The organism is Streptomyces sp. RLB3-17, from assembly GCF_007113425.2.
Classification (GTDB): domain Bacteria; phylum Actinomycetota; class Actinomycetes; order Streptomycetales; family Streptomycetaceae; genus Streptomyces; species Streptomyces mirabilis_D.
Genome location: NZ_CP041610.2, coordinates 10,381,066 through 10,398,512 on the forward strand (window position 1 = coordinate 10,381,066; position 17,447 = coordinate 10,398,512).

Here is a 17,447-nt window from a genome sequence, read left to right on the forward strand (position 1 = left end):
CAAACCCGTTCATAATGGAAAGGCAGCAGCTTGGAGCACTCGCGATGCCGGATCCCAGGCAGGCCGGGGAGCGGACGGCTGCGGTCGGACAGGCCGCGGCATGGTGGAATCTGTTGCCCGTCGCCTTGATCGTCTCCGACGGCACCGGACGGATCAGGCAGTGGGCGAAGGCAGCCCCCGAACTGCTCGGCTACGCCACCGGTGAGGTCATCGGCCGTGACCTCACCGATCTCGTCCTCTTCGACCATCGCCGGGAGGCACGCGCCGTGCACGACGCGGTTGCCGCTGGGCGCAGCGTGACCGGGCAATTTCCCATGCGGCACAAGAACGGCTCCACCATCGGGATGGAGGTGTGGGCGTGCCCCGTGGCCGCACAGGGCGAGGAGGAGGGGTGGGACGTACTGCTCCTGGCTGCCGATGCCCGTGAAGCGCGTCAGGCCCGTGAAGCGCGTCAGCTCCGCGAAGTCGGTGGCCCGCTGGACGCGCTGTTCGCCCGCTCGCCGGTGGGACTGGCGATCTTCGACACCGAGCTGCGGTTCCAGCAGATCAATCGCGCCCTGGAAGCGATGAACGGGCTACCCGCCGCGGCACACATAGGGCGCCGACCGTCGGAGGTGCTACCCGGGGTCAACAGCGAGCAGATGGAAGCGGCGATGCGTCGGGTGCTGGTCACCGGTGACCCCGTGGTGAACTTCCGCCGTATCGGCCGCACGCCCGCCAGCCCCGACCACGAGCGCGTGTGGTCCTGCTCCTACTTCCGCCTGGAGGACGCGGAAGGCGAACCGCTGGGGATCAACGCCTCGATCATCGATGTCACCACCCAGGAGAAGAGCGAGCGGGAGGCCGTCGCCGGCCGTCAACGCCTGGCGCTGCTCAACGAGGCCACGCTGCGGATCGGCACCACCCTCGATGCGGCCCGAACGGGACAGGAACTGGCCGACATCGCCGTGCCCCGCCTCGCCGACATCGCCACCGTCGACGCCCTGGCCGACCTCACCGAAGCCACCGAGCCGATGACCAGCCTGTGGGGCGGCGCCACTCTGCGCCGCCTCGGCAAGGCTCCCGCCCGAGATCACGCGGCCGCCGATATCCTCACCCCCGTCGGCCGCACCTTGCACTTCCCCGCCAGCGCGCCCTACGCGCAGGCTGTCATCGACCGTCGGCCCTTCCTCCTGCGCCGCATCGACGCCCGTGCCGTCGCCCAGGCCGCACGCTACTCCTCGATTCCCGAACGGCTCCGGTCCCTGGGCGTGACGTCGATGATGATGGTGCCCCTCACGGCCCGCGGCCTGGTTCTCGGCGTCGCCACCTTCCTGCGGGATGGCGACCGGCCTGCCTTCGACGCCGCCGACCTTGCGCTCGCCGGCGATCTGGCCGCCCACGCCGCCGTCTGCATCGACAACGCCCGGCTGTATCACCGCGAGCACGACGTCGCGCTCACCTTGAAGCGCAGCATGCTTCCCAGCCTCCCGAAACCCCCGGCGGGCATCGAGATCGCCCACTGCTACCGGCCCGCCTCCGACGTCCACGAGGTCGGAGGGGACTGGTTCGACGTCGCCACCCTCGCCCCCGGTAAGGGCGCCCTGGTCATCGGCGACGTGATGGGCCACGGCATCCAAGCCGCCGCGATCATGGGGCAGATGCGCACCACCGTGCGGGCCTTCACTCACCTCGACCTGCCCCCCGATCAGCTCCTGCACCATCTCGACGACGCGCTCCAGGAACTCGACAGCCCGCTCCTGGCCACCTGCCTGTACGGGATCTGTGACTGCACAGTCTGTCGCTGCTGGCTCGGCCGCGCCGGCCACCCCCCGCCCGCCCTCGTGACGCCCGACGGCAGCGCCCGCCTGCTCGACCTGCCCACCGGCGCTCCCCTGGGTATCGGCGGTATTCGCTTTACCACCACCGAGGTCGTCCTGGACCCGGGCAGCATTGTCGTCTTCTACACCGACGGCCTCATCGAAACCCGCGGGATCGACCTGGACGAGCGTCTGGACGAACTCATCCGCCTTCTCTCCGGCGCGCACAACGACCTCAACCAGTTGTGCGACACCCTCATGGACCACTTCGCCCCCAGCCCCGCCGAAGACGACATCACCATCCTCGCCGCCCGCATCGGTATCCCCACCGGTGCCACCGATTCCGCCGAACCCCCTCCTCGGCGGCCCTGCGCATCGCCGGTCCGCCCGCCTGACCCCGCTCGGTCCGGCCGAGGATCCGACGAAGGCCGGCAACGCAACCGGCAGCTCTGACCCGACCTCAGCCCGGCAGGGACGCCGGTCTCATCACCGTCGCCAAGCAACTCGTGGTGGACGACTGGGAGGTGTACGAGGACGCTGGGCGGAGTCCGTACGCGTCTTCACCGAGGAGAACGGCGAGATGCTCCCCCTGCCAACGTCTCCCGGCCGTTCGTCGAGCTGTACGAGGAGATCGGCCTCCGTCCGGTCCAGCTCCACGGCGCGGCAACGCCGGCTCACACAGCCGGTGCCGACCTGAAGAGCATCCAGGAGATGCTCGGCCACTCCTCGATCACCATCACGGCCGACACGTACACAAGCCTGCTCCCCGAGGCTGATCTCGCCGTCGCTGAAGCCGCAGCCCGGCTCGTACCGCGCGCCCGCGCCACCTCCGTGCCAGATGATGCTGATCCGTCGGGCGATATTCGGGAGATCAACTCCCCGTCCGCTCACGGATCGCTCACGCAAACGGCCCCGGACGAGACGTCCGAGGCCGAGTAGGAGCCCTCCCTGGGGGATGACCCCAGGCCAGAGCGGTACGCGTTGTGCCCCGGCAGGATTTGAACCTGCGACACCCGCTTTAGGAGAGAGGCTGGGGAATCCTGCGACTGACCTGCGACTTCGATACCTCGTGAGGCGATCGTCAGTTCAACCGTAAGGCACCCTCGTTGACCGTGGCTGACCCCTGCATCTGGCACGTTTGTGGCACGGTTCCGGCGCGACTGGGCGGGTGGCGCTGGCCGACGCCAAGACGTTGTCAGTGGTGGATGTCAGCTTCTGGCGATGGGCCGGTTCGATGTCCCCCTTGACGGGCACGGCGGCCAAGGGGGGCGGGAATTGAAAGGTCCTCGGGTTCGCCTCGGGACTCCAGTCGCGCCAGCGCACCGCCCCCCTCCCACCGCTCCTTGGTGACGAGACTTCTTCGTCCCGAAGCAACCTGCGTGGGCGCTAGGCCTGGGGACTGTCCAAGCGGGGTGCTACTCGTACATGGTCGCCGCGCGTAGGGCTCGGGCAAAGAAGCTCCAGTCACCGTTGGCGGGCAGCTCACGGTCGGCGTTGGCACACCATGTCATTCAGCCACTGACAATCCCTCGTTGTCATCGATGTGGGCACCGATGATGCGGCAGATGTCCGTGCCCGTACAGCTGGTTGGGTTGGTCGTGGCGGCCCGCTCGGCCAGGGTTCGCAGGGCGGCGCGGGTTGTGCGCAGCTCGGCAATGCGCGCCTCGATGTCTCCCAGATGCTGCTGGATCAAGTCCGTGACGTGGGCGCATGGCGCCTCGCCGGAGTCGCGCAGAGTCAGGATCGAGCGGATCTCGGCGAGGGTGAGCCCGGCCGACTGGGCCTCGCGGATGAAGGCCAGCCGGGTGCTGGATTGCGGTGGGTAGTCGCGGTAACCGCCGGACGTGCGCGGCGGGTCGGGCAGCAGCCCGGCCTGCTCGTAGAAGCGAATGGTCTTGGCTGTCAGTCCGCTCACGGAGGCCAGTTCACCGATGCGCATAGCACCGAGGCTACGCTTTGACCTTCCAGCGCGATGGAAGGTCTGATCTCGGCCGGCCGAGCGAAAGCTGGGCGACCAGACGCTCGCGCTCGTCGATCAGCGCGGTGGATGAGGTGGGCGGCAGGCGCGTCGACGGCGCCGCCACCAGCCCACTGCGCCAGCGGTCAGCAGTACGGCGGCGGCGATGGCCCACCAGTTGCCCAGCCAAGCGGCGAGGGTGCCCGAAATGGTGGCGACGATCAGGGCAGGCCCCACGCAGCAAACGATGGCCGCCGCAGCGACGGCCAGGAGCAGACCGAGTGTTCCCCTCGGAGTGGTCGGATCGCGGCGCTGGGGCGGGCTCATGGCGGTGCGGCTAACGAGTCGGTGTGGTCAGGAGAGGGCCAAAGATGTCAGCGCCGAGGCTCTCTGCCTCGGTCTGGTCCAGGACAGTGCCGCTGAGCTGGGTCTGTTGGCCGGTCCACTGCTCGGCGGTGGCTCGCGTGGTGAAGAAGCGCAGGTAGCGGCAGCACACGGCGGCGGCCGGGCCGGTGCCGGGGCGGGCACCGTAGTAGACCACCGCGGTGGCCGGCTGCCAGGTGGTCTTTCCGTCGGTGAACTCCACGCGGACGGGGTCGCCGGTAACCGGGTCGGTGGAGGTGATGACGGCGTCGGTGCCCAGCATGACCGGGATGCCGAGCGCGTCGATCGCGCACATCGACCACACGGTCGGCCCGTCGGCGATCTGGACGACGTGCTCGGTGGGGGTGGCGGAGAACGGGTACGCGGCCTGGACGCGGCCGGTGTCGTCCAGGGTGAGGAAGTCCTCGGCGGCCAGCTCGGCGAGTACCTGGGTGGCGGGGACGCCGACGGGTTCGGCTGCTGAATCCAGCTCGGCGGCTTCAGGCGGGGCGCCGGTGGTGACGAAGGAGCGCAGGACGGTCTGCTGCACCGCTCGCAGGCCCCGCTCGACCGGTGCGAGACGGCCCTGACCGGCCCGACCGGCAGCCTGGTCCGCTCCGGTTCTGGTGCCCAGGACTTGCCGCAGCTCCTCGACGGACGGTGCCCCGCCGATCCGGCCGTCCGCTCCGCGGTAGAGCCGGCAGGACAGGCCGGCCTCGGTGCCCGGCGCGGCGAACGGGTCGCGCCCGTCGACCAGCAGCGTCGGCGAGCCGTACATGCCCCGATGCTCGGCCTCGGCCTGGTCGTCGACCACGTGCTCGGTCAGTTCCACGTCGGTACGGCCGGCGAGCGCGAGCACCAGCCGCTCCTTGAGCACCGGGCCGTTCGGGCAGTCCGGGACTGTCATCATCTCCACGCGCATCAGCGCCACCTCCAGGTCACGCGGCCCAAGCTAGACCTTCCACCGCACTGGAAGGTTAAGGGCACGATGACGGCACCACGCCTTCACGTAGCTGCGCGCAGTCGGCCTCAAGGCCAGCCGGCAACGCCACTGGGGAATCCCAGAATGTCAGCCGTGGTTTGCAGCCGCCGAGCGGGTGCCCTGTTCCTCAAGCCAGCCGATCACGTTGTCCCTGCGGGTGCCACAGCCCCTGGCGGCATCGAGCGCGGTGCCCTCGGCGTAGTCGGGCACCCAGTTCAGATCCGCGCCAACGGCCAGGAGGTGTTCGGCAGCGCGCCGCTGTCCGGCACAGCACGCGTGCCAGAACGCCTGGGACACCTCCTCCGAGGTGGGGTTGGCGGCGTCGAGCAACTGCTGGAGGCGCTCAAGCATGCCCAGCGCGGCGGCGTGCCAAAGCTTGTTGACCCCGGCACCCCGGGCGGCGAGAAGGGCCGCGACGTGCCAGCAGGCATAGCCGACGGCGTTGTCGAGCGGAGTGCCGATGGAACCGTCGGGTGCTTCGATGTCGGCGCTGGCGTCGATCAGGGCGGCCGCGACATCGACGTCATCGCTGCTGGCCGCCCAGTGCAGCGGGGTCTCGTCTCCCGGGCTGCGTGTGTTCGGGTCGGCGCCGGCAGCCACAAGCAGCCGGACGATCTGCGGACCGTTGGGAAAGTAGCCGGGCCAGTCGGCCACCACGTGGAGCGCGGTGCGGGTCTTGAACGGACCACCGAGGGGCCCTGCCAGGAGCTCCGGCGTATCGGCGACGATGCGTCGGACGGCGTCGATGTCGCCAGCACGGATGGCGAAGGCAAGCTCGGCCGCAGGGCCATGTTCGAGCGCGTCCACGTCGATTCCTCCCGGGCGGCTGGATCCTGGGGCTAGGAGTGCTGTCGCAGACATTCTCGTCCGAGACAGCGCTCCGCCGTAGCGCTCAGACCGTGGACAACGGACAACTACGAACCCTGTCCATAGTTTGGGCTCATAGCGCCAGTTCGTCCCGACCGGGAGGGTCGGGACGAACTCGGCGAGCGCTACGTCGACGGGGAAGTCCACACGATCAGACTCCGGCCCCCGCGCTCCCCGCGCATGGGGACGAGCACTACCGGAGCAGAGACATCACCGCCTTCACGACCAGGGTGAGCGGCGTGTCCTGGGCCCTGCGGTTGAGCCCACGTGAGCAGGACTTCACCCAGAGGTCCTGCTCACGTACGAATACCGCGGGCTTCGCATACGTACCTGGTACCAGCTGTCCGCGGCGACGTCACGGCTGACAACCTGCCCTCCGCTCTCTGAGCCGCGGGGCGGCGGCTCCGTCCGTGAGCGTGCGGTCACTGCACCAGGCGGCAGGTGCGCCAGCCTCGCCCGTCACGCACCAGGGCGCCGCGCTCTTCGAGATTGCCGAGGTGGTAGGCGACCGACGCCGTGCTGCTGAGCCCGATGTCGTCGGCAAGCTGTCGGACGGACGGGCCCTCACCGTGTTCCTCGATCCACCGCCGTATGCACCGCAGGATCTGCTCCTCCCGCGCCGTGAGGTGCTCCGGGCGCCGGTTCACGGCCGCCACTCCACGGCGCGGGCCTGGCGGCGCAGTTCCACCCGCGCCGCCGGTGTCCAGCCCGGGCCGGACCAGTACGGGTGGAACAGCAGCTGGCCGGACAGGGTCTGCAGGCGGCGGCGCAGTGCGGTGGTGTGCACCGGGTGCGGCACGGCCAGCGCCGCATACGTGAGCTGCCACTCCGCCTGGAGTTTGATCAGGTCAGGGGGGAAGGGTGCATGCTCCATGCCCATAATTAGGCCACGTGTTCGATTTTCTGGCCAAGTCGATGCGCTGGCCCGCCACCGGCGCCCGCCGTGGCTCGTTCGACCGCGTGTGACGACCGTTTCGATGATCGACGCCCTCGAGCGGGACGCCCGCACGCTCCTCGAGGAGTACGACGGCGGGGGGTCCCCGAGTACGGGGGAGCGTCTCCTCGCCGAAGGGCTGGCCCGGGCGCAGTGGAGCGGGTCGGCCTTCCGAGCCTGGCTGCGCGATGTCCCGGAGTCCGTGCGGGCCGGTCGCCTGATCGACGTCCTCGATCCGGCGGCGGTGGTCCTGGAGTCCGCTGACATCTCCGGGGTACGGCCGGCGCTACACGGGTTTCTTCGTCACGACATGGATCGCAGCGGGGGGTAGTTCGTCGTGATCCCCGGCGGCTGGAGCAGGGGCGAGGGTTCGGGGCCGGGGTCCTCGGTGACGACGACGCCGGCGGCGGCATGGTCGAAGCCGGCGGGCCAGCGGGTGTGGGTGCTTGCCAGGGCGTCGGTCACGCGTGCCTGGAGTAGGTCGGCCGTGCTCAAGTCGGTGCCGCGCAGGTCTGCCAGGCGAAGGTCGGATCGGCGGAAGACCGCACCGCGCGCGTTGGCCTTGCGCAGGTTCGCCTCGCGCAGGTCGGCCTCGGTGAAGTCGGCCTCCCGCAGGTCGGCCTCGGCCAGCCGCGCGCCGCGCAGGTCGGCCAGTGCGCAGCGGGCGCGGCGGAGGATTGCGGTCTTGAGGTCGGCGTGCCGCAGGTTGACCGAGACCAGGGATGCCTGGGTCAGGTTGGCGTGGTACAGGCCTGCCGCCTCCATGCAGGAGCGGTCGAGATTGACCTCGGGCAGCCACAGCCCGTCGCAGTCGGCCCGGCGCAAGTCGCTGGCGCTGAGATTGACCCAGGACTGCTCCCGGCGCCGGCACAGCACGCCGAGGCCGGTCAGCGCCACCTGCGAGTCGGCGGCACGGGCCTCCAGCGGTGCGATGTCGTTGATGGGCACGTCCGCCGCCGGCGCGTCCGGCCCGGTGGGCGGCCAGGGCAGGTGCGTCCGCAGATACGCGGCCTGGATGGAGATGACGGCCTCGCGGTCACGGGCGGACTGCTCCGCGACCCGCCACAGCGCGTGGAGCCCGCCGACGCGCACATCCAGCTTGTCACTGCCGAGCTGATCGACCGCCCGGCTGAACCGGTCGGTGACGTAGCCCTCCTGGGCAGCGCGCAAGCCATCCTGGCTGACCCGGAGTTGCCGCCACGTGGCGTAGGCGCCGAAGAGTACGACCAGGCCGCCGATCATCTGCAGAAGAGTCGTCCGGACATCGTTCACGGCCTTCAGCCGATCCTGCGGTACGACGACGGCCCCGGCGAGATCGTGGTCGACCACCACACCCGGCAGAACGACGAACACGGTTCCCAGAACGGCCAGTCCCACCACCCCGGCCAGCAGCGGCACGACGGCACGACGGCCGACCGGCCGCTCGCGCCACGGCCGCTGGCCGTGATCCTGTTCCCCCGTCTCCATGGGCACGGGAGCCTAGACGCACCTCAGGACACGATCAAGATGGACCAAGTGGAGCAGCAGTACTGGGGTGTTCTGTGCCCGTCAGCTGGTCAACCATCCTCATCGGTACGCCCGCGGCTGCTGAAGATCGGCAGCGTGGAACGATGGTCGCCATGTCTGGTCAGGTCTGGGTGTCACTCATATCGTTGGGCGGCGTTGCGCTCGGTGGCGTGCTGTCCTTCCTCGTTCAGTTCGCGACGCAGCGGTCGGCGGAACGGACAGAACAGCGGCGGCAGCAGACCGAGTTGTCGGAGGCCCGACGGGCGGAGCGGCTTGCGCTGTTGGAGCGGTTCGTCGAGGTGGGGGCCGAGGCGGAGCGCGCCGCCTTCAGCCGACCGCACGAATGGGACGACACCAGCGCCTGGTTCCTCACGACCCAAGACGCCATGAACAGACTGTGGGTCGCCGAGCGGCTGATCCGTATCCAGTTCCCCCTTCCTGTGCATGACGCAGCACGCAAGTACTTCCTCGACCTCAACCGGACCGTGTGGGACGGCTTGCCCGACGGCGAGAGCGTGCGTGACTACCTGGAAGACAACAGGCTGGCCTTTCTCGACGCAGCCCGAGCAGTCATGGGATAGCCCGCTGCGGACCCCGAAGTTCCTTTACGGGACACCTCAGTAGCCCGGTTGCGGCTTCGACAGCTTCTGTTCCTGGCAGCTGACCACCGCCACCGCCACCGCCACCGCCACTGCCACTGCCTTGGTCTAGGGTCCGGCTGCGCGGCGCAGGGCGGCGGAATCCGGGCCATGCCCGGAGAGTGGCCACGCGGGGGCGGACTGCCACCATCTGTGCCCTCTCCCGTACAGTCCGTGGTGCCAGTGCTCCGTTACGGCCAAGCCCAGCGGTTGACCAGGAGAAAGAAACATGGACACCGAAGCCAGCCTCGGCTCCCTTCCGTACGTTCCCGGAACCGGGCGGCCGGTCCCCGAAGCCGAGCCTGAACTCGTGGAGCGGTGGCGATCGGGAGGAGGCGAACTGGTCGAGCTGCTGTCCCAGGTGCGCGAGCGGTTCGGCGGCGTCGCCGCGTTCCGCCTCGGGCCGGCCCCCACCGTTCTTGTCACCGACCCCCAGGCGGTCCAGCACGTACTCGCCCGGCACCCGGAGCGGTACGTCAAGCGCTCCCACCGCGCCCGTGTACTGATCGGCGACGGCGTCCTCGCCGCCACCGGTGAGGCGTGGAAGCGCCAACGCCGCTTGCTGCAGTCCCAGTTCACCGGTACCGGGATGCGCCGCTACGAACAGCGGATCACCGAGGCCGCCCGGACCACCGCCGGGCGCTGGGACGGCTACGCCCGTACCGGGCAGACCTTCGACGTCGGGCAGGAGATGCGCCGCTTCGCCCTGGACGCCATCTGGCGCTCTCTTACCGGGCACCCCCTCGACGACGGGACCGAGCGCGAACTGGCCGCCGTGGCCGCCGTGGCGACCGCCCTACCGACTCTGCCCGCTGACGTCACCGACGCCCAGGACGCCGTTGCCGCCGAGCTCGCCCGGATCGATGCGGTCGCCCGGCACGCCATCGAGGCCGCTCGCAGCGGGGCGGCAGGACCCGACGGCCCGGGCCTGCTGCTCGTCCTGACCGACGCCGCCACCGAGCGCCCCGAGTACACCGACCAGCTGATCCGCGACGAGCTGGTCACGTTGCTCGTGGCCGGGCACGAGACCACCGCCACCACCCTGACCTGGCTCTACCTGCTCCTCGACCAGTACCCCGCCGCCCGCGAACAAGCTCTCGCCGCCGGCGGTGAAGGCTCAGCCGGGCGCCGCCAGGCCATCCAGGCTCTGGTCCACGAGACGCTCCGGCTCTACCCGTCCGCCTGGATCCTGCCCCGTCACGCCACCGAGGACGACACCGTTGCCGGATACGCCGTCGAGGCGGGCACGGACCTCCTGATCTGCCCGTACCTCACGCACCGCGATCCCGAACTGTGGCCAGACCCAGAGCACTTCGACCCCCGGCGCTTCCTCATCCCAGACGGCCGACCTGCCCACCCGGGCGCCTACTTCCCCTTCGGTATCGGTCCCCGCGCCTGCCTCGGTCTGCAATTCGCGCTCCGAGAATCGACCGTCCTGCTCGAACACCTGCTGCCGGTCCACACCCCGGCCTTCTGCTCCACCCCCACAAAGGCGGTGTACGGCATCACCGTCCGCCCCGACGGCCCCACCCCCGCAACCTTGGTATCGCCACTTACCTGAAGCGGAACGGTACGAGCGGAACGGTACGGAGGACGGCAGCGCATACTCAGAAGAGATTGAAAGAGCCCAGCGAGGACCGGTACTACGCATAGTCATTGACAATGGAGTTGCGGATCCTGGATGCGCACTGCCGCACTCGAGCCGTTGAGCAGGTCGTTGACGAGCTGTTCGGTCGCCAGCTCCAGCGAGCAGTCCAAAGCCCGGTTGACCTGCTGAACGCGCGTGACGGCGGTGTGGAGCCCTGACGGTTCCCGGCGACGGCCTCGATTCGCATCCAGTCCCGGTAGAGCAACTCTGCCGCGTCGTCGACGTCGAGACCGGTCGCGACGGCCTGTCGGGCCGCGCTGGGGTCGTGGTGCGGACCCGCGGGGGTGCGGTAGGTGGCCACGGTGTGTGTCACGTCGATGATCCGGGTGATCATCTCCTGCTGGTAGGGCTCGGCCCAGGGCAGGGGCCTGCCTCCGAACGGCCGGCCCCGCACCAGAGCGAGCGCCCTTTCCAGGTCCGGCAGGCCGGCCGGGCCCAGGGGCAGGGCGCGCTCGGCGAGTTGAAGGAAGCGGGTCCAGTCGCAGCGCACGCTGGGGGAGAGCCGGTAGGGATCGTCGCCGGAGCGGCGGCGCGGCACGTAGGGGTTGCCGGCGGGATCGCTGCCCAGGGAGCGGCGCAGTCCTTGCAGCCGGGCATTGAGGGTGCTCACCGACCTGGGGCTGACAGGATCCATGTGAGCGCACAGGACGTCCGCGCTGCGCCCGGGCCGGAAGTACGGCAGCGCGGCGAGCTGGGCGATCCGCGGGCCGTGGCCGGTGCTGTCCACGCCCGTTACCTCGACCGGGCCCAGGATTCGAATCTCCGCCGCATGCGGGTCGTGTGCCTCGCTCTCCTCAACCTCCTGCGCCGTGCCCTCCTCGCCGGAGTTCTCGCCCCCGTCCGTCTCCGGGGCCGCTGGGGTGGGGGCCGTCGTCGTCTCGGTGCCGGGGTCGTCCTCGGCCTCGGCTGGCACCCCGGCGGTCGGCAGAAGGCGCAGTCCGGCCGGATCGGTGGCCGCGGCGAGCAGGGCCGGGAAGACCTCGGCGCTCATGTCCGCTGCTTCCGCTGGCGAGGGGCGTCGGGCGGCGGGTAGGCCTGGGCGGCGCGGAGCCGGGCGGCGATGATCGCGCCGACCGAGGTGCGCACCGGGTCCGGCAGGGGCCGGTCGGTGATGACGTGGCGCAGCTGCTCGCTGCTCCAGCACGACATGCTGACGCGCTGCGAGGTGATCATGCGGGACGTGTGCGAGGGCTTCGGCGCAGAGCTGCGGGAGTTCAACGGCGAAGGGGACCGTGTCCACCTGCTCATCCACTACCCGCCGAAAATCGCCCTGTCCAAACTCGTCAACAGCCTCAAGGGCGTCAGCTTCCGCTACCTGCGCGCGGAGTGCACCGGCCGGATCAAGCGGACCGGTACCGGGTCTGTGTTCTCGACCCCGTCCTACTTCGCGGGCTCCTGCGGCGGCGCACCACTGAGCATCGTCAAGGACTACATCGACAACCAGAAGCGCCCCCCAGCCTGACCGTCACCACAAAGGCGCAGTGATCTCCGGCGCTGCGCGCCTCCAGACCGAGGATCGCATTCCCGCCCGGCCTGAAGGCCGGGATTCCCTGCGAAGATTCAGCGGATGGCAGACCAGCGCAGCGCAGCGGCCCATGCGACGCGCTCACTCCGGCGACTGGGCGTCCAGATCGGCGCGGACAACCCGATCCCACTGCATCGCTCCTCGCACTGCGCGCTGACCACGCGCCGCCGCCAATAGGATCTAATGGGCAGGCGCACGCGGAGCAGACGAATACTGATCATCACCGGTCGACAGCTCCGCCTTGGATCCGCGCGGCCCTCGACCCTGGATGGTTGTACATGACTTCTGTCTCCCCTCATCTCGATCCTGCCCAGCCCGCACAGGACACGGCAGACTCGCGGCCCGCGCCGCAGCACAACGATCTCTTTCTCCAGCCGCGCTACACCGTCGACCTGCCGCCGCTGGACGAGGAGGAAGACACCTTCTCCCCGCCCCCGCCCGCACAAAAGCGGCGCGGAGCCGCACGAGGTCGTTGACCGCAGACAGTCCCGCGCGCGAAGCCTCGGCGATATCCGCGAACGAGGTGCTCAAGTCGGTACCGTGCCAGCTCTGCAACCGGCCCGCGCCAGCGAGGAACCGGCAGCGCCATCCTTCCTTCTCCAGACTTCGGCCTGTCTCATGAGGCAGGCCGTGCTATCGGGCACGGGCAGCGGGTCGCGTACGTCGTGGACGGTGGTCGTGATCCGGTCGGCGAGGCCGGATCCCCGGGCGGCTGCGGTGAGTTGTTCCAGGGCGGTGGCACTGAAGTCGGTGGCGTGCACGGTGAATCCCTTGCGGGCAAAGCACAGGGCCTCCCGGCCGTGCCCCGCGCCGAGTTCGAGCACCGTGCTTGCGCCGGCGGTACGGACGACCTCGGCGGCATGACGTGCGGGTTCGGATGGCTCCGTGCCGTACATCTGCGGGTGCTGGGTGTAGGCCGCCTGCCAGTGGGCGCGCTGGGCATCGGCCACGCGCTTGTCGTTCGGGTTCTTCTGATCGCCCATGTTCGCCTCGTCGGCGCAGTGGGGGAGGGTGCCGGTGCCCGCACCGGCACCCTCCCCGGGGAGTGTCAGTTCTTGCCGAGGAGCTTGTTCATCTCGGTGATCTCGGCGGTCTGCGCGGTGCTGATGCCGTCGGACATGGACGTGGCGGGACCGTATTCGCCCTTGTCCTTCTCGGTGGTGGCCATCTCTATAGCACCCTTGTGGTGCTCGATCATCATGGTCAGGAACATGGTGTCGAAGTCCGCGCCGGACGCCTTCTCCAGCTTGGCCATGTCCTTGTTGTCCATCATTCCGGGCATGTCGGAGTGCGCTGAGTGGTCCATGCCGGGCATCGACTCCATCGAGCTGTCGGACGTCGTTACGTCCTTGCCCCAGGACTTGAGCCAGCCGCTCATGGTCTGGATCTCCGGGTCCTGGGCCTTCTCGATGCGCGCGGCGAGGTCCTTCACCTCGGCGGAGGAGGCTCGGTCGGCGGCGAGCGTCGCCATTTCCAGGGCCTGCTGGTGGTGCGGGATCATGCCCTGCGCGAAGGAGACGTCCTGGGCGTTGTGCGCTGCGGTGGTGGCGTCGGCGCTCGCGGACGAGGACGCGGAGCTGTGGCCCTCGTGCCCGCTGCTCGCGCTGTCGCTGTCGTTGCCGCAGGCGGCGAGGACGAGAGTGGCGGTGACAGCCGTAGCCGCGAGAGCGGCGCGGCGGGTGAGGGTACGGGTGTTGCGCATGCGGGAACTCCTGCTGTGGGAAAGGGATCTGGATGTGCCGAGGCGCACCGCGTCGCTGAGCAGTGGGCGCGGTGGCGCGCGGTGTCTAGATCCGCAGGAGTTGGAGTTCCGCCAGGGACGGTGGGGCGCGGGCGCCGTCCGGGGCCGGAGCCGCGTACGAGCACACGGTGTCGGCACGTACCGGTACGGCTACCGGGTCGGGAACGAGGGCAGGCAATGCCGGCCCGTCGGTCACTGCACCTGACAGGCAGGTCGAGTCGGCGTGCTGGAGGTGGCCTCCGCCGCAGTGGCCGTCTCCGGAGCAGTCATGAGGGGCGCTGACCGCCGCCGCCATGTGCTGTCGCTCGGCGCGTTCGTGTTTGTGGAGGCCACCGCCGGGAGCCAGGGCGTGCATGCCGAGCAGCCCTGCCAAGAGTCCGAGCACGAGCAGCGCCCGCCACCGCCCGACAGGCGGTCGCGGAGGGTGCTGCTGCGGGCTCGTCATCGGGCTCATCCCAGATAGGCGTGAGACATCGGTTCAGTGATGGTGTCCGTTGTACATACGGTCGCCGCCGTGCTCGTGTTCAGCTTGATCGGGTGAGTCGTCCATCATCTGCAGCATCGCTGGGCCGCAGGTGCGTCAGAACCGTACGAGCAGACTCGCGGCCAGCAGCAGGAACGCGATGTTGAGCCAAGTCGTGCAGTTCCAGGTGATCCCTATGTTGGTGGAGGCGATCTCGAAGGCCATGGCCGCGGTGAAGTCGGCGCCCTTGCGGAAGACGGAGCGCGCGAGGGCCACGGCCGCGTACGGGCAGGAGGACGAGGATCAGTGCCCAGGTGACCTCCCAGGTCATCGATCCGGCAATGGACAGAGCGTGCCCGATCGCATCCACAGACCTGCACCCGTCCGGAGGCGGTAGTGCTCACGGGGCGAGTATCCCCCCGGGGGTATGTCAGGCCGGGACTCCGGTTCCTATCCGGTACGGCGGCGGCCGCGACGTACGGCGAGACCGCCGACGACGCCGATCTTCACCACGGCAGCCGTCAACACGAAGCCGACGGCCCAACCACTCCACCTCGTGTCTGCCAGAACGGCCCCGCCCAGCCCCAGATGCACGGCCACGACAGCGGCCACCGCTACGACTGCGACGACCCCGGTCCACCCGTCATGGCGGCGGCGCAACGCCGCGCCTCGTGGGGGAACCGCGGGAGCCGGCGCGGCGGCCTGAACGGCAGGCGCTTCGGGCCGTTGCCAGTCCACCTGCAGCGGATCGCGCCTGCTGAACCTGCTGAGGTGGGTGGTGACGAGGTCCTGCAGTCGCCGCAGACTCTCCTCGTCCGGCGACTGGGCGCGCAGTGTCAACGCGCCAGGGGCTGCCTGGAGGGCGCAGGTACCCCAAGGCAGGCGGACCGTTCCTTGGGTGTCGGTCCATTCGACGTGGATCTGGTCGGGCCGAATCTCGGGAGATGTGTGGGACTCGGACGGTGCCTGAGCGCCACCGCCGCGGTGGGTGCGTGGGCGATGGCCCAGATGACGACCCTTGTTGGCGAAGTGCTTGCACAGTTGTACGAGGTAGCGGTTGGGGCGTTCGGTATCGATGTGGGCTTCGGCGGTGAGCATGGACTTCCTCGGCTCGGTCGCGGGCGGAGAACTCAGATCCTGGTGGCGGCGGTCAGCCAGGACCGGAGGCCGTCGGGGTCGGTGGTGACCTCGATCGTGGTGGCCTCGATGGACTCGATCCGCCAGCCGTCGGCGAACGCGGTCTCGATCTCCTCTCGCGTCACCTTGTGTACGCGCCCCCAGCTGCTCTGCTCCCGGTCGCTGCAGCAGAGCATGAAGAAGCGGCCGCCCGGCGGGATCACGGACCGCAGGCCGTCGATGTACGCGTTGCGGTCGTCATCGTCGAAGACGTGGAAAAGCCCGCAGTCGAGCACGGTGTCGAATTGTTCGCCCATGCCAGCCAGTTGGCGGGCGTCGTGACGGAGGAAGCGAGCCTTGCTGCTGCGGTCGTGTGCCTTGGTCTCGGCGGTGGACAGGGCGCGGGAGGCGAGGTCGACACCGGTGGCGTGGAGGCCGAGTCCGGCTGCCATGAGGGCGTGTTCGCCCGTTCCGCAGCCGATGTCGAGAACACGGCCCCGCAGGGCGCCGACCTTGGCTAGGGCGAGAAACGCGGGTTGGGGCCGTCCGATGTCCCAGGGCGGCGGGACGGCGTAGAGGTCATCGGGCTCATGCGGTGCCAGGCCGCCGGGGCGGTGGGGTGAGCCGGTCATGCGGGTGTCCTTCCCGTCGGGGGCGGTGCCCGCGAGGGGCGGGCGTCCAGGTCCCCGTAACGACACAACTTTTATCGATACACTCTGTCGCTGTCAATCCATTCTGTATCGACATCGGCGGGTCGTATGCTGGGGCGGTGCCGAAGCTGTGGAACGAGACCATCGAGGAGCACCGCCGTGCCGTACGCGACGCGGTTCTGGAGACCACGGCGGCGCTGGTGATGGAGCACGGGCTGCGTGCGGTGACGATGTCGAAGATCGCCGGGGAGAGCGGTATCGGCCGGGCCACGCTGTACAAGTATTTCCCGGACGTCGAATCGATCATGGTGGCCTGGCATGAGCGCCAGATCTCCGGACACCTCCACGAACTCGCCCAACTCCGGCACGGCCCCGGCGGCCCCGGCGAGCGGCTCGAACGGGTACTGGAGGCGTACGCGTTCATCCAGCAGCGGCGCCACGGCCACGGCGCGGAACTCGGAGCGCTGTTGCACCGAGGCGGGCACGTCGCCGGAGCGGAGCAGCACCTCCAGCACTTCCTCCGGGAACTGCTGGCCGAGGGTGCGCAGGCCGGGGACATCCGGGACGACGTCTCCCCGGACGAACTGGCGAGCTTCTGCCTGCACGCCCTCGCCGCGGCCGGTGCCCTCGCTTCCAAGTCGGCGGTCCGGCGCCTCGTCGCGGTCACGCTGACCGGACTGCGTCCGCCGGGCTGACGCCGGCCCTGGGTCCGTTTCGGGTGCTCGGAGGGATGGCGATGCGTCTCAGTGGACCTCGACGCGCATCCATGCCGAACTGCGCGTGGCCGGGCACGGGACCGTGCAGCCCGTAACAAGCTTTCGTCGCTACAAGTTGCTCTGGCCGGCTTCCGATGCAGCCGGCTCGTTCACGCGAACGGCAGCCGCAGAGCTGACGAGACTTGGAGGGCGACCCCGCAGCGCCGGGCCCGTCTCACCCGAGCCGGAATCGGGCAGCGGCGTAGACGGCGCGCCGGTGCGTGAGTTTTGCGGCCGGCCGTCGGCACTGCGGGCAGAGCGACATGAGCCCGTGGCCGGTTCCAGGACGGCGCGCTGCTCGGCGAGCAGGCGGGCGCTGCCATCGGCGCGGATGTCCTCGGTGGCGGCCGGTGCGAGCAGGGGCCGGTTGAGGTCGGCGGCGACCACGGCGGTGTGCATCGCCGCCTCGGTGTGGTCACTTCCCCAGCGCCCTACCTCTTGGATCCGTATAGCGTGCCGAGCGTCTGGTCGGCACGGGACGAACTTGGTGGGCTCCCGTGCCG

At 69.7% G+C, this 17,447-nt stretch carries 23 protein-coding genes, 1 tRNA gene and 1 pseudogene; 8 read left to right on the forward strand and 17 right to left on the reverse strand.

Features of this window, described 5'->3' with window-relative positions; all coding sequences use genetic code 11:
• The first annotated feature begins 44 nt into the window (after positions 1–44).
• Together FNV62_RS46690 and FNV62_RS56325 are read left to right on the forward strand one after the other, a co-directional pair.
• The gene (locus FNV62_RS46690) at positions 45–2,252 is read left to right on the forward strand and encodes a SpoIIE family protein phosphatase (protein ID WP_164331867.1); all 2,208 of its coding nucleotides are present in this window, start codon (positions 45–47) and stop codon (positions 2,250–2,252) included.
• Between the two features lie 258 nt (positions 2,253–2,510).
• The gene (locus tag FNV62_RS56325; RefSeq protein WP_225900637.1) at positions 2,511–2,738 is read left to right on the forward strand and encodes a hypothetical protein; all 228 of its coding nucleotides are present in this window, start codon (positions 2,511–2,513) and stop codon (positions 2,736–2,738) included.
• Between the two features lie 44 nt (positions 2,739–2,782).
• Here the strand turns inward: FNV62_RS56325 and FNV62_RS46700 are convergent.
• The 7 genes from FNV62_RS46700 to FNV62_RS46730 form a co-directional block, all read right to left on the reverse strand.
• A tRNA-Arg gene (locus FNV62_RS46700) sits at positions 2,783–2,855 on the reverse strand.
• Positions 2,856–3,306: 451 nt separating this feature from the next.
• Positions 3,307–3,738 carry a heavy metal-responsive transcriptional regulator gene (locus FNV62_RS46705; RefSeq protein ID WP_143604175.1) on the reverse strand — a complete coding sequence of 144 codons (432 nt, stop codon included), beginning with the start codon at positions 3,736–3,738 and terminating at the stop codon, positions 3,307–3,309.
• 96 nt (positions 3,739–3,834) lie between these two features.
• On the reverse strand, positions 3,835–4,083 hold the full coding sequence (locus FNV62_RS46710) for a hypothetical protein (RefSeq protein ID WP_143604176.1): 249 nt from the start codon (positions 4,081–4,083) through the stop codon (positions 3,835–3,837).
• Positions 4,084–4,093: 10 nt separating this feature from the next.
• Positions 4,094–5,041, reverse strand: coding sequence for an alkylmercury lyase family protein (locus tag FNV62_RS46715; RefSeq protein WP_143604177.1), 948 nt, complete (start codon positions 5,039–5,041; stop codon positions 4,094–4,096).
• Between the two features lie 147 nt (positions 5,042–5,188).
• A complete protein-coding gene (locus FNV62_RS46720; protein WP_221939460.1) occupies positions 5,189–5,908 on the reverse strand; it encodes an ankyrin repeat domain-containing protein in 720 nt (239 codons plus the stop codon).
• 482 nt (positions 5,909–6,390) lie between these two features.
• Positions 6,391–6,615 carry a LexA family protein gene (locus FNV62_RS46725; protein WP_143629584.1) on the reverse strand — a complete coding sequence of 75 codons (225 nt, stop codon included), beginning with the start codon at positions 6,613–6,615 and terminating at the stop codon, positions 6,391–6,393.
• Complete coding sequence (locus FNV62_RS46730; protein ID WP_143629586.1) at positions 6,612–6,842, reverse strand: hypothetical protein; 231 nt, start codon at positions 6,840–6,842, stop codon at positions 6,612–6,614. The genes FNV62_RS46725 and FNV62_RS46730 overlap by 4 nt, the downstream gene beginning before the upstream one ends.
• A 103-nt stretch (positions 6,843–6,945) precedes the next feature.
• Between FNV62_RS46730 and FNV62_RS46735 the strand changes: the two genes are divergently transcribed.
• Positions 6,946–7,233, forward strand: coding sequence for a hypothetical protein (locus FNV62_RS46735; RefSeq protein WP_143629587.1), 288 nt, complete (start codon positions 6,946–6,948; stop codon positions 7,231–7,233).
• Here FNV62_RS46735 and FNV62_RS46740 read toward each other — a convergent pair.
• Complete coding sequence (locus tag FNV62_RS46740) at positions 7,206–8,369, reverse strand: pentapeptide repeat-containing protein (protein ID WP_143604179.1); 1,164 nt, start codon at positions 8,367–8,369, stop codon at positions 7,206–7,208. The genes FNV62_RS46735 and FNV62_RS46740 overlap by 28 nt on opposite strands.
• A gap of 143 nt (positions 8,370–8,512) precedes the next feature.
• Here FNV62_RS46740 and FNV62_RS46745 point away from each other — a divergent pair, with 143 nt between their 5' ends.
• On the forward strand, positions 8,513–8,989 hold the full coding sequence (locus FNV62_RS46745) for a hypothetical protein (protein ID WP_082417489.1): 477 nt from the start codon (positions 8,513–8,515) through the stop codon (positions 8,987–8,989).
• A gap of 286 nt (positions 8,990–9,275) precedes the next feature.
• Positions 9,276–10,607: a cytochrome P450 gene (locus tag FNV62_RS46750; protein WP_143629589.1), complete on the forward strand. Its 1,332-nt coding sequence runs from the start codon at positions 9,276–9,278 to the stop codon at positions 10,605–10,607.
• Between the two features lie 82 nt (positions 10,608–10,689).
• Here FNV62_RS46750 and FNV62_RS46755 read toward each other — a convergent pair whose 3' ends face one another.
• Together FNV62_RS46755 and FNV62_RS46760 are read right to left on the reverse strand one after the other, a co-directional pair.
• A complete protein-coding gene (locus FNV62_RS46755; RefSeq protein WP_313905089.1) occupies positions 10,690–11,685 on the reverse strand; it encodes a bacterial transcriptional activator domain-containing protein in 996 nt (331 codons plus the stop codon).
• A complete protein-coding gene (locus FNV62_RS46760) occupies positions 11,682–11,867 on the reverse strand; it encodes a hypothetical protein (RefSeq protein WP_164331414.1) in 186 nt (61 codons plus the stop codon). Before FNV62_RS46760 ends, FNV62_RS46755 begins: the two co-directional genes overlap by 4 nt.
• On the opposite strand from FNV62_RS46760, the gene tnpA reads away from it, so the two are divergent.
• Together tnpA and FNV62_RS46770 are read left to right on the forward strand one after the other, a co-directional pair.
• Entirely contained in the window at positions 11,866–12,156 is a 291-nt protein-coding gene (gene tnpA / locus FNV62_RS46765) for an IS200/IS605 family transposase (protein ID WP_240361542.1), read from the forward strand. The genes FNV62_RS46760 and tnpA overlap by 2 nt on opposite strands.
• 341 nt (positions 12,157–12,497) lie before the next feature.
• Positions 12,498–12,695, forward strand: a complete 198-nt coding sequence (locus FNV62_RS46770) for a hypothetical protein (protein ID WP_143604182.1) — start codon at positions 12,498–12,500, stop codon at positions 12,693–12,695.
• A 51-nt stretch (positions 12,696–12,746) separates the two neighbouring features.
• On the opposite strand, the gene FNV62_RS46775 is transcribed toward FNV62_RS46770, so the two are convergent.
• From FNV62_RS46775 to FNV62_RS46800, 6 genes and pseudogenes are all read right to left on the reverse strand, one after another.
• A complete protein-coding gene (locus FNV62_RS46775; protein WP_143629592.1) occupies positions 12,747–13,202 on the reverse strand; it encodes an SAM-dependent methyltransferase in 456 nt (151 codons plus the stop codon).
• 65 nt (positions 13,203–13,267) lie between these two features.
• Positions 13,268–13,921 carry a DUF305 domain-containing protein gene (locus FNV62_RS46780; protein WP_143629594.1) on the reverse strand — a complete coding sequence of 218 codons (654 nt, stop codon included), beginning with the start codon at positions 13,919–13,921 and terminating at the stop codon, positions 13,268–13,270.
• An 85-nt stretch (positions 13,922–14,006) separates the two neighbouring features.
• A complete protein-coding gene (locus FNV62_RS46785; RefSeq protein ID WP_054234285.1) occupies positions 14,007–14,405 on the reverse strand; it encodes a DUF6153 family protein in 399 nt (132 codons plus the stop codon).
• Between the two features lie 147 nt (positions 14,406–14,552).
• Positions 14,553–14,793, reverse strand: a pseudogene (locus tag FNV62_RS46790) (permease); the annotation flags it as partial.
• Positions 14,794–14,873: 80 nt separating this feature from the next.
• Complete coding sequence (locus FNV62_RS46795) at positions 14,874–15,521, reverse strand: DUF2218 domain-containing protein (protein WP_143629596.1); 648 nt, start codon at positions 15,519–15,521, stop codon at positions 14,874–14,876.
• A gap of 32 nt (positions 15,522–15,553) precedes the next feature.
• Positions 15,554–16,171, reverse strand: coding sequence for a class I SAM-dependent methyltransferase (locus FNV62_RS46800; protein WP_143629597.1), 618 nt, complete (start codon positions 16,169–16,171; stop codon positions 15,554–15,556).
• Between the two features lie 137 nt (positions 16,172–16,308).
• Here FNV62_RS46800 and FNV62_RS46805 point away from each other — a divergent pair, with 137 nt between their 5' ends.
• The gene (locus tag FNV62_RS46805; RefSeq protein WP_143604186.1) at positions 16,309–16,884 is read left to right on the forward strand and encodes a TetR/AcrR family transcriptional regulator; all 576 of its coding nucleotides are present in this window, start codon (positions 16,309–16,311) and stop codon (positions 16,882–16,884) included.
• Positions 16,885–17,013: 129 nt separating this feature from the next.
• Here FNV62_RS46805 and FNV62_RS46810 read toward each other — a convergent pair whose 3' ends face one another.
• Positions 17,014–17,343, reverse strand: coding sequence for a hypothetical protein (locus FNV62_RS46810; protein ID WP_143629598.1), 330 nt, complete (start codon positions 17,341–17,343; stop codon positions 17,014–17,016).
• Between the last annotated feature and the right edge of the window lie 104 nt (positions 17,344–17,447).

What these genes read in the sequence shown, in the direction of transcription:
- FNV62_RS46785 (WP_054234285.1), bottom strand. Translation starts at nt 14,405, where the DNA reads ATGACGAGCCCGCAGCAGCACCCTCCGCGACCGCCTGTCGGGCGGTGG.
- FNV62_RS46795 (WP_143629596.1), bottom strand. Translation starts at nt 15,521, where the DNA reads ATGCTCACCGCCGAAGCCCACATCGATACCGAACGCCCCAACCGCTAC.
- FNV62_RS46705 (WP_143604175.1), bottom strand. Translation starts at nt 3,738, where the DNA reads ATGCGCATCGGTGAACTGGCCTCCGTGAGCGGACTGACAGCCAAGACC.
- FNV62_RS46810 (WP_143629598.1), bottom strand. Translation starts at nt 17,343, where the DNA reads ATGCACACCGCCGTGGTCGCCGCCGACCTCAACCGGCCCCTGCTCGCA.
- FNV62_RS46745 (WP_082417489.1), top strand. Translation starts at nt 8,513, where the DNA reads ATGGTCGCCATGTCTGGTCAGGTCTGGGTGTCACTCATATCGTTGGGC.
- tnpA (WP_240361542.1), top strand. Translation starts at nt 11,866, where the DNA reads ATGCGGGACGTGTGCGAGGGCTTCGGCGCAGAGCTGCGGGAGTTCAAC.
- FNV62_RS46715 (WP_143604177.1), bottom strand. Translation starts at nt 5,041, where the DNA reads ATGCGCGTGGAGATGATGACAGTCCCGGACTGCCCGAACGGCCCGGTG.
- FNV62_RS46770 (WP_143604182.1), top strand. Translation starts at nt 12,498, where the DNA reads ATGACTTCTGTCTCCCCTCATCTCGATCCTGCCCAGCCCGCACAGGAC.
- FNV62_RS46800 (WP_143629597.1), bottom strand. Translation starts at nt 16,171, where the DNA reads ATGACCGGCTCACCCCACCGCCCCGGCGGCCTGGCACCGCATGAGCCC.
- FNV62_RS46710 (WP_143604176.1), bottom strand. Translation starts at nt 4,083, where the DNA reads ATGAGCCCGCCCCAGCGCCGCGATCCGACCACTCCGAGGGGAACACTC.
- FNV62_RS56325 (WP_225900637.1), top strand. Translation starts at nt 2,511, where the DNA reads ATGCTCGGCCACTCCTCGATCACCATCACGGCCGACACGTACACAAGC.
- FNV62_RS46735 (WP_143629587.1), top strand. Translation starts at nt 6,946, where the DNA reads ATGATCGACGCCCTCGAGCGGGACGCCCGCACGCTCCTCGAGGAGTAC.
- FNV62_RS46780 (WP_143629594.1), bottom strand. Translation starts at nt 13,921, where the DNA reads ATGCGCAACACCCGTACCCTCACCCGCCGCGCCGCTCTCGCGGCTACG.
- FNV62_RS46750 (WP_143629589.1), top strand. Translation starts at nt 9,276, where the DNA reads ATGGACACCGAAGCCAGCCTCGGCTCCCTTCCGTACGTTCCCGGAACC.
- FNV62_RS46760 (WP_164331414.1), bottom strand. Translation starts at nt 11,867, where the DNA reads ATGATCACCTCGCAGCGCGTCAGCATGTCGTGCTGGAGCAGCGAGCAG.
- FNV62_RS46730 (WP_143629586.1), bottom strand. Translation starts at nt 6,842, where the DNA reads ATGGAGCATGCACCCTTCCCCCCTGACCTGATCAAACTCCAGGCGGAG.
- FNV62_RS46755 (WP_313905089.1), bottom strand. Translation starts at nt 11,685, where the DNA reads ATGAGCGCCGAGGTCTTCCCGGCCCTGCTCGCCGCGGCCACCGATCCG.
- FNV62_RS46740 (WP_143604179.1), bottom strand. Translation starts at nt 8,369, where the DNA reads ATGGAGACGGGGGAACAGGATCACGGCCAGCGGCCGTGGCGCGAGCGG.
- FNV62_RS46690 (WP_164331867.1), top strand. Translation starts at nt 45, where the DNA reads ATGCCGGATCCCAGGCAGGCCGGGGAGCGGACGGCTGCGGTCGGACAG.
- FNV62_RS46775 (WP_143629592.1), bottom strand. Translation starts at nt 13,202, where the DNA reads ATGGGCGATCAGAAGAACCCGAACGACAAGCGCGTGGCCGATGCCCAG.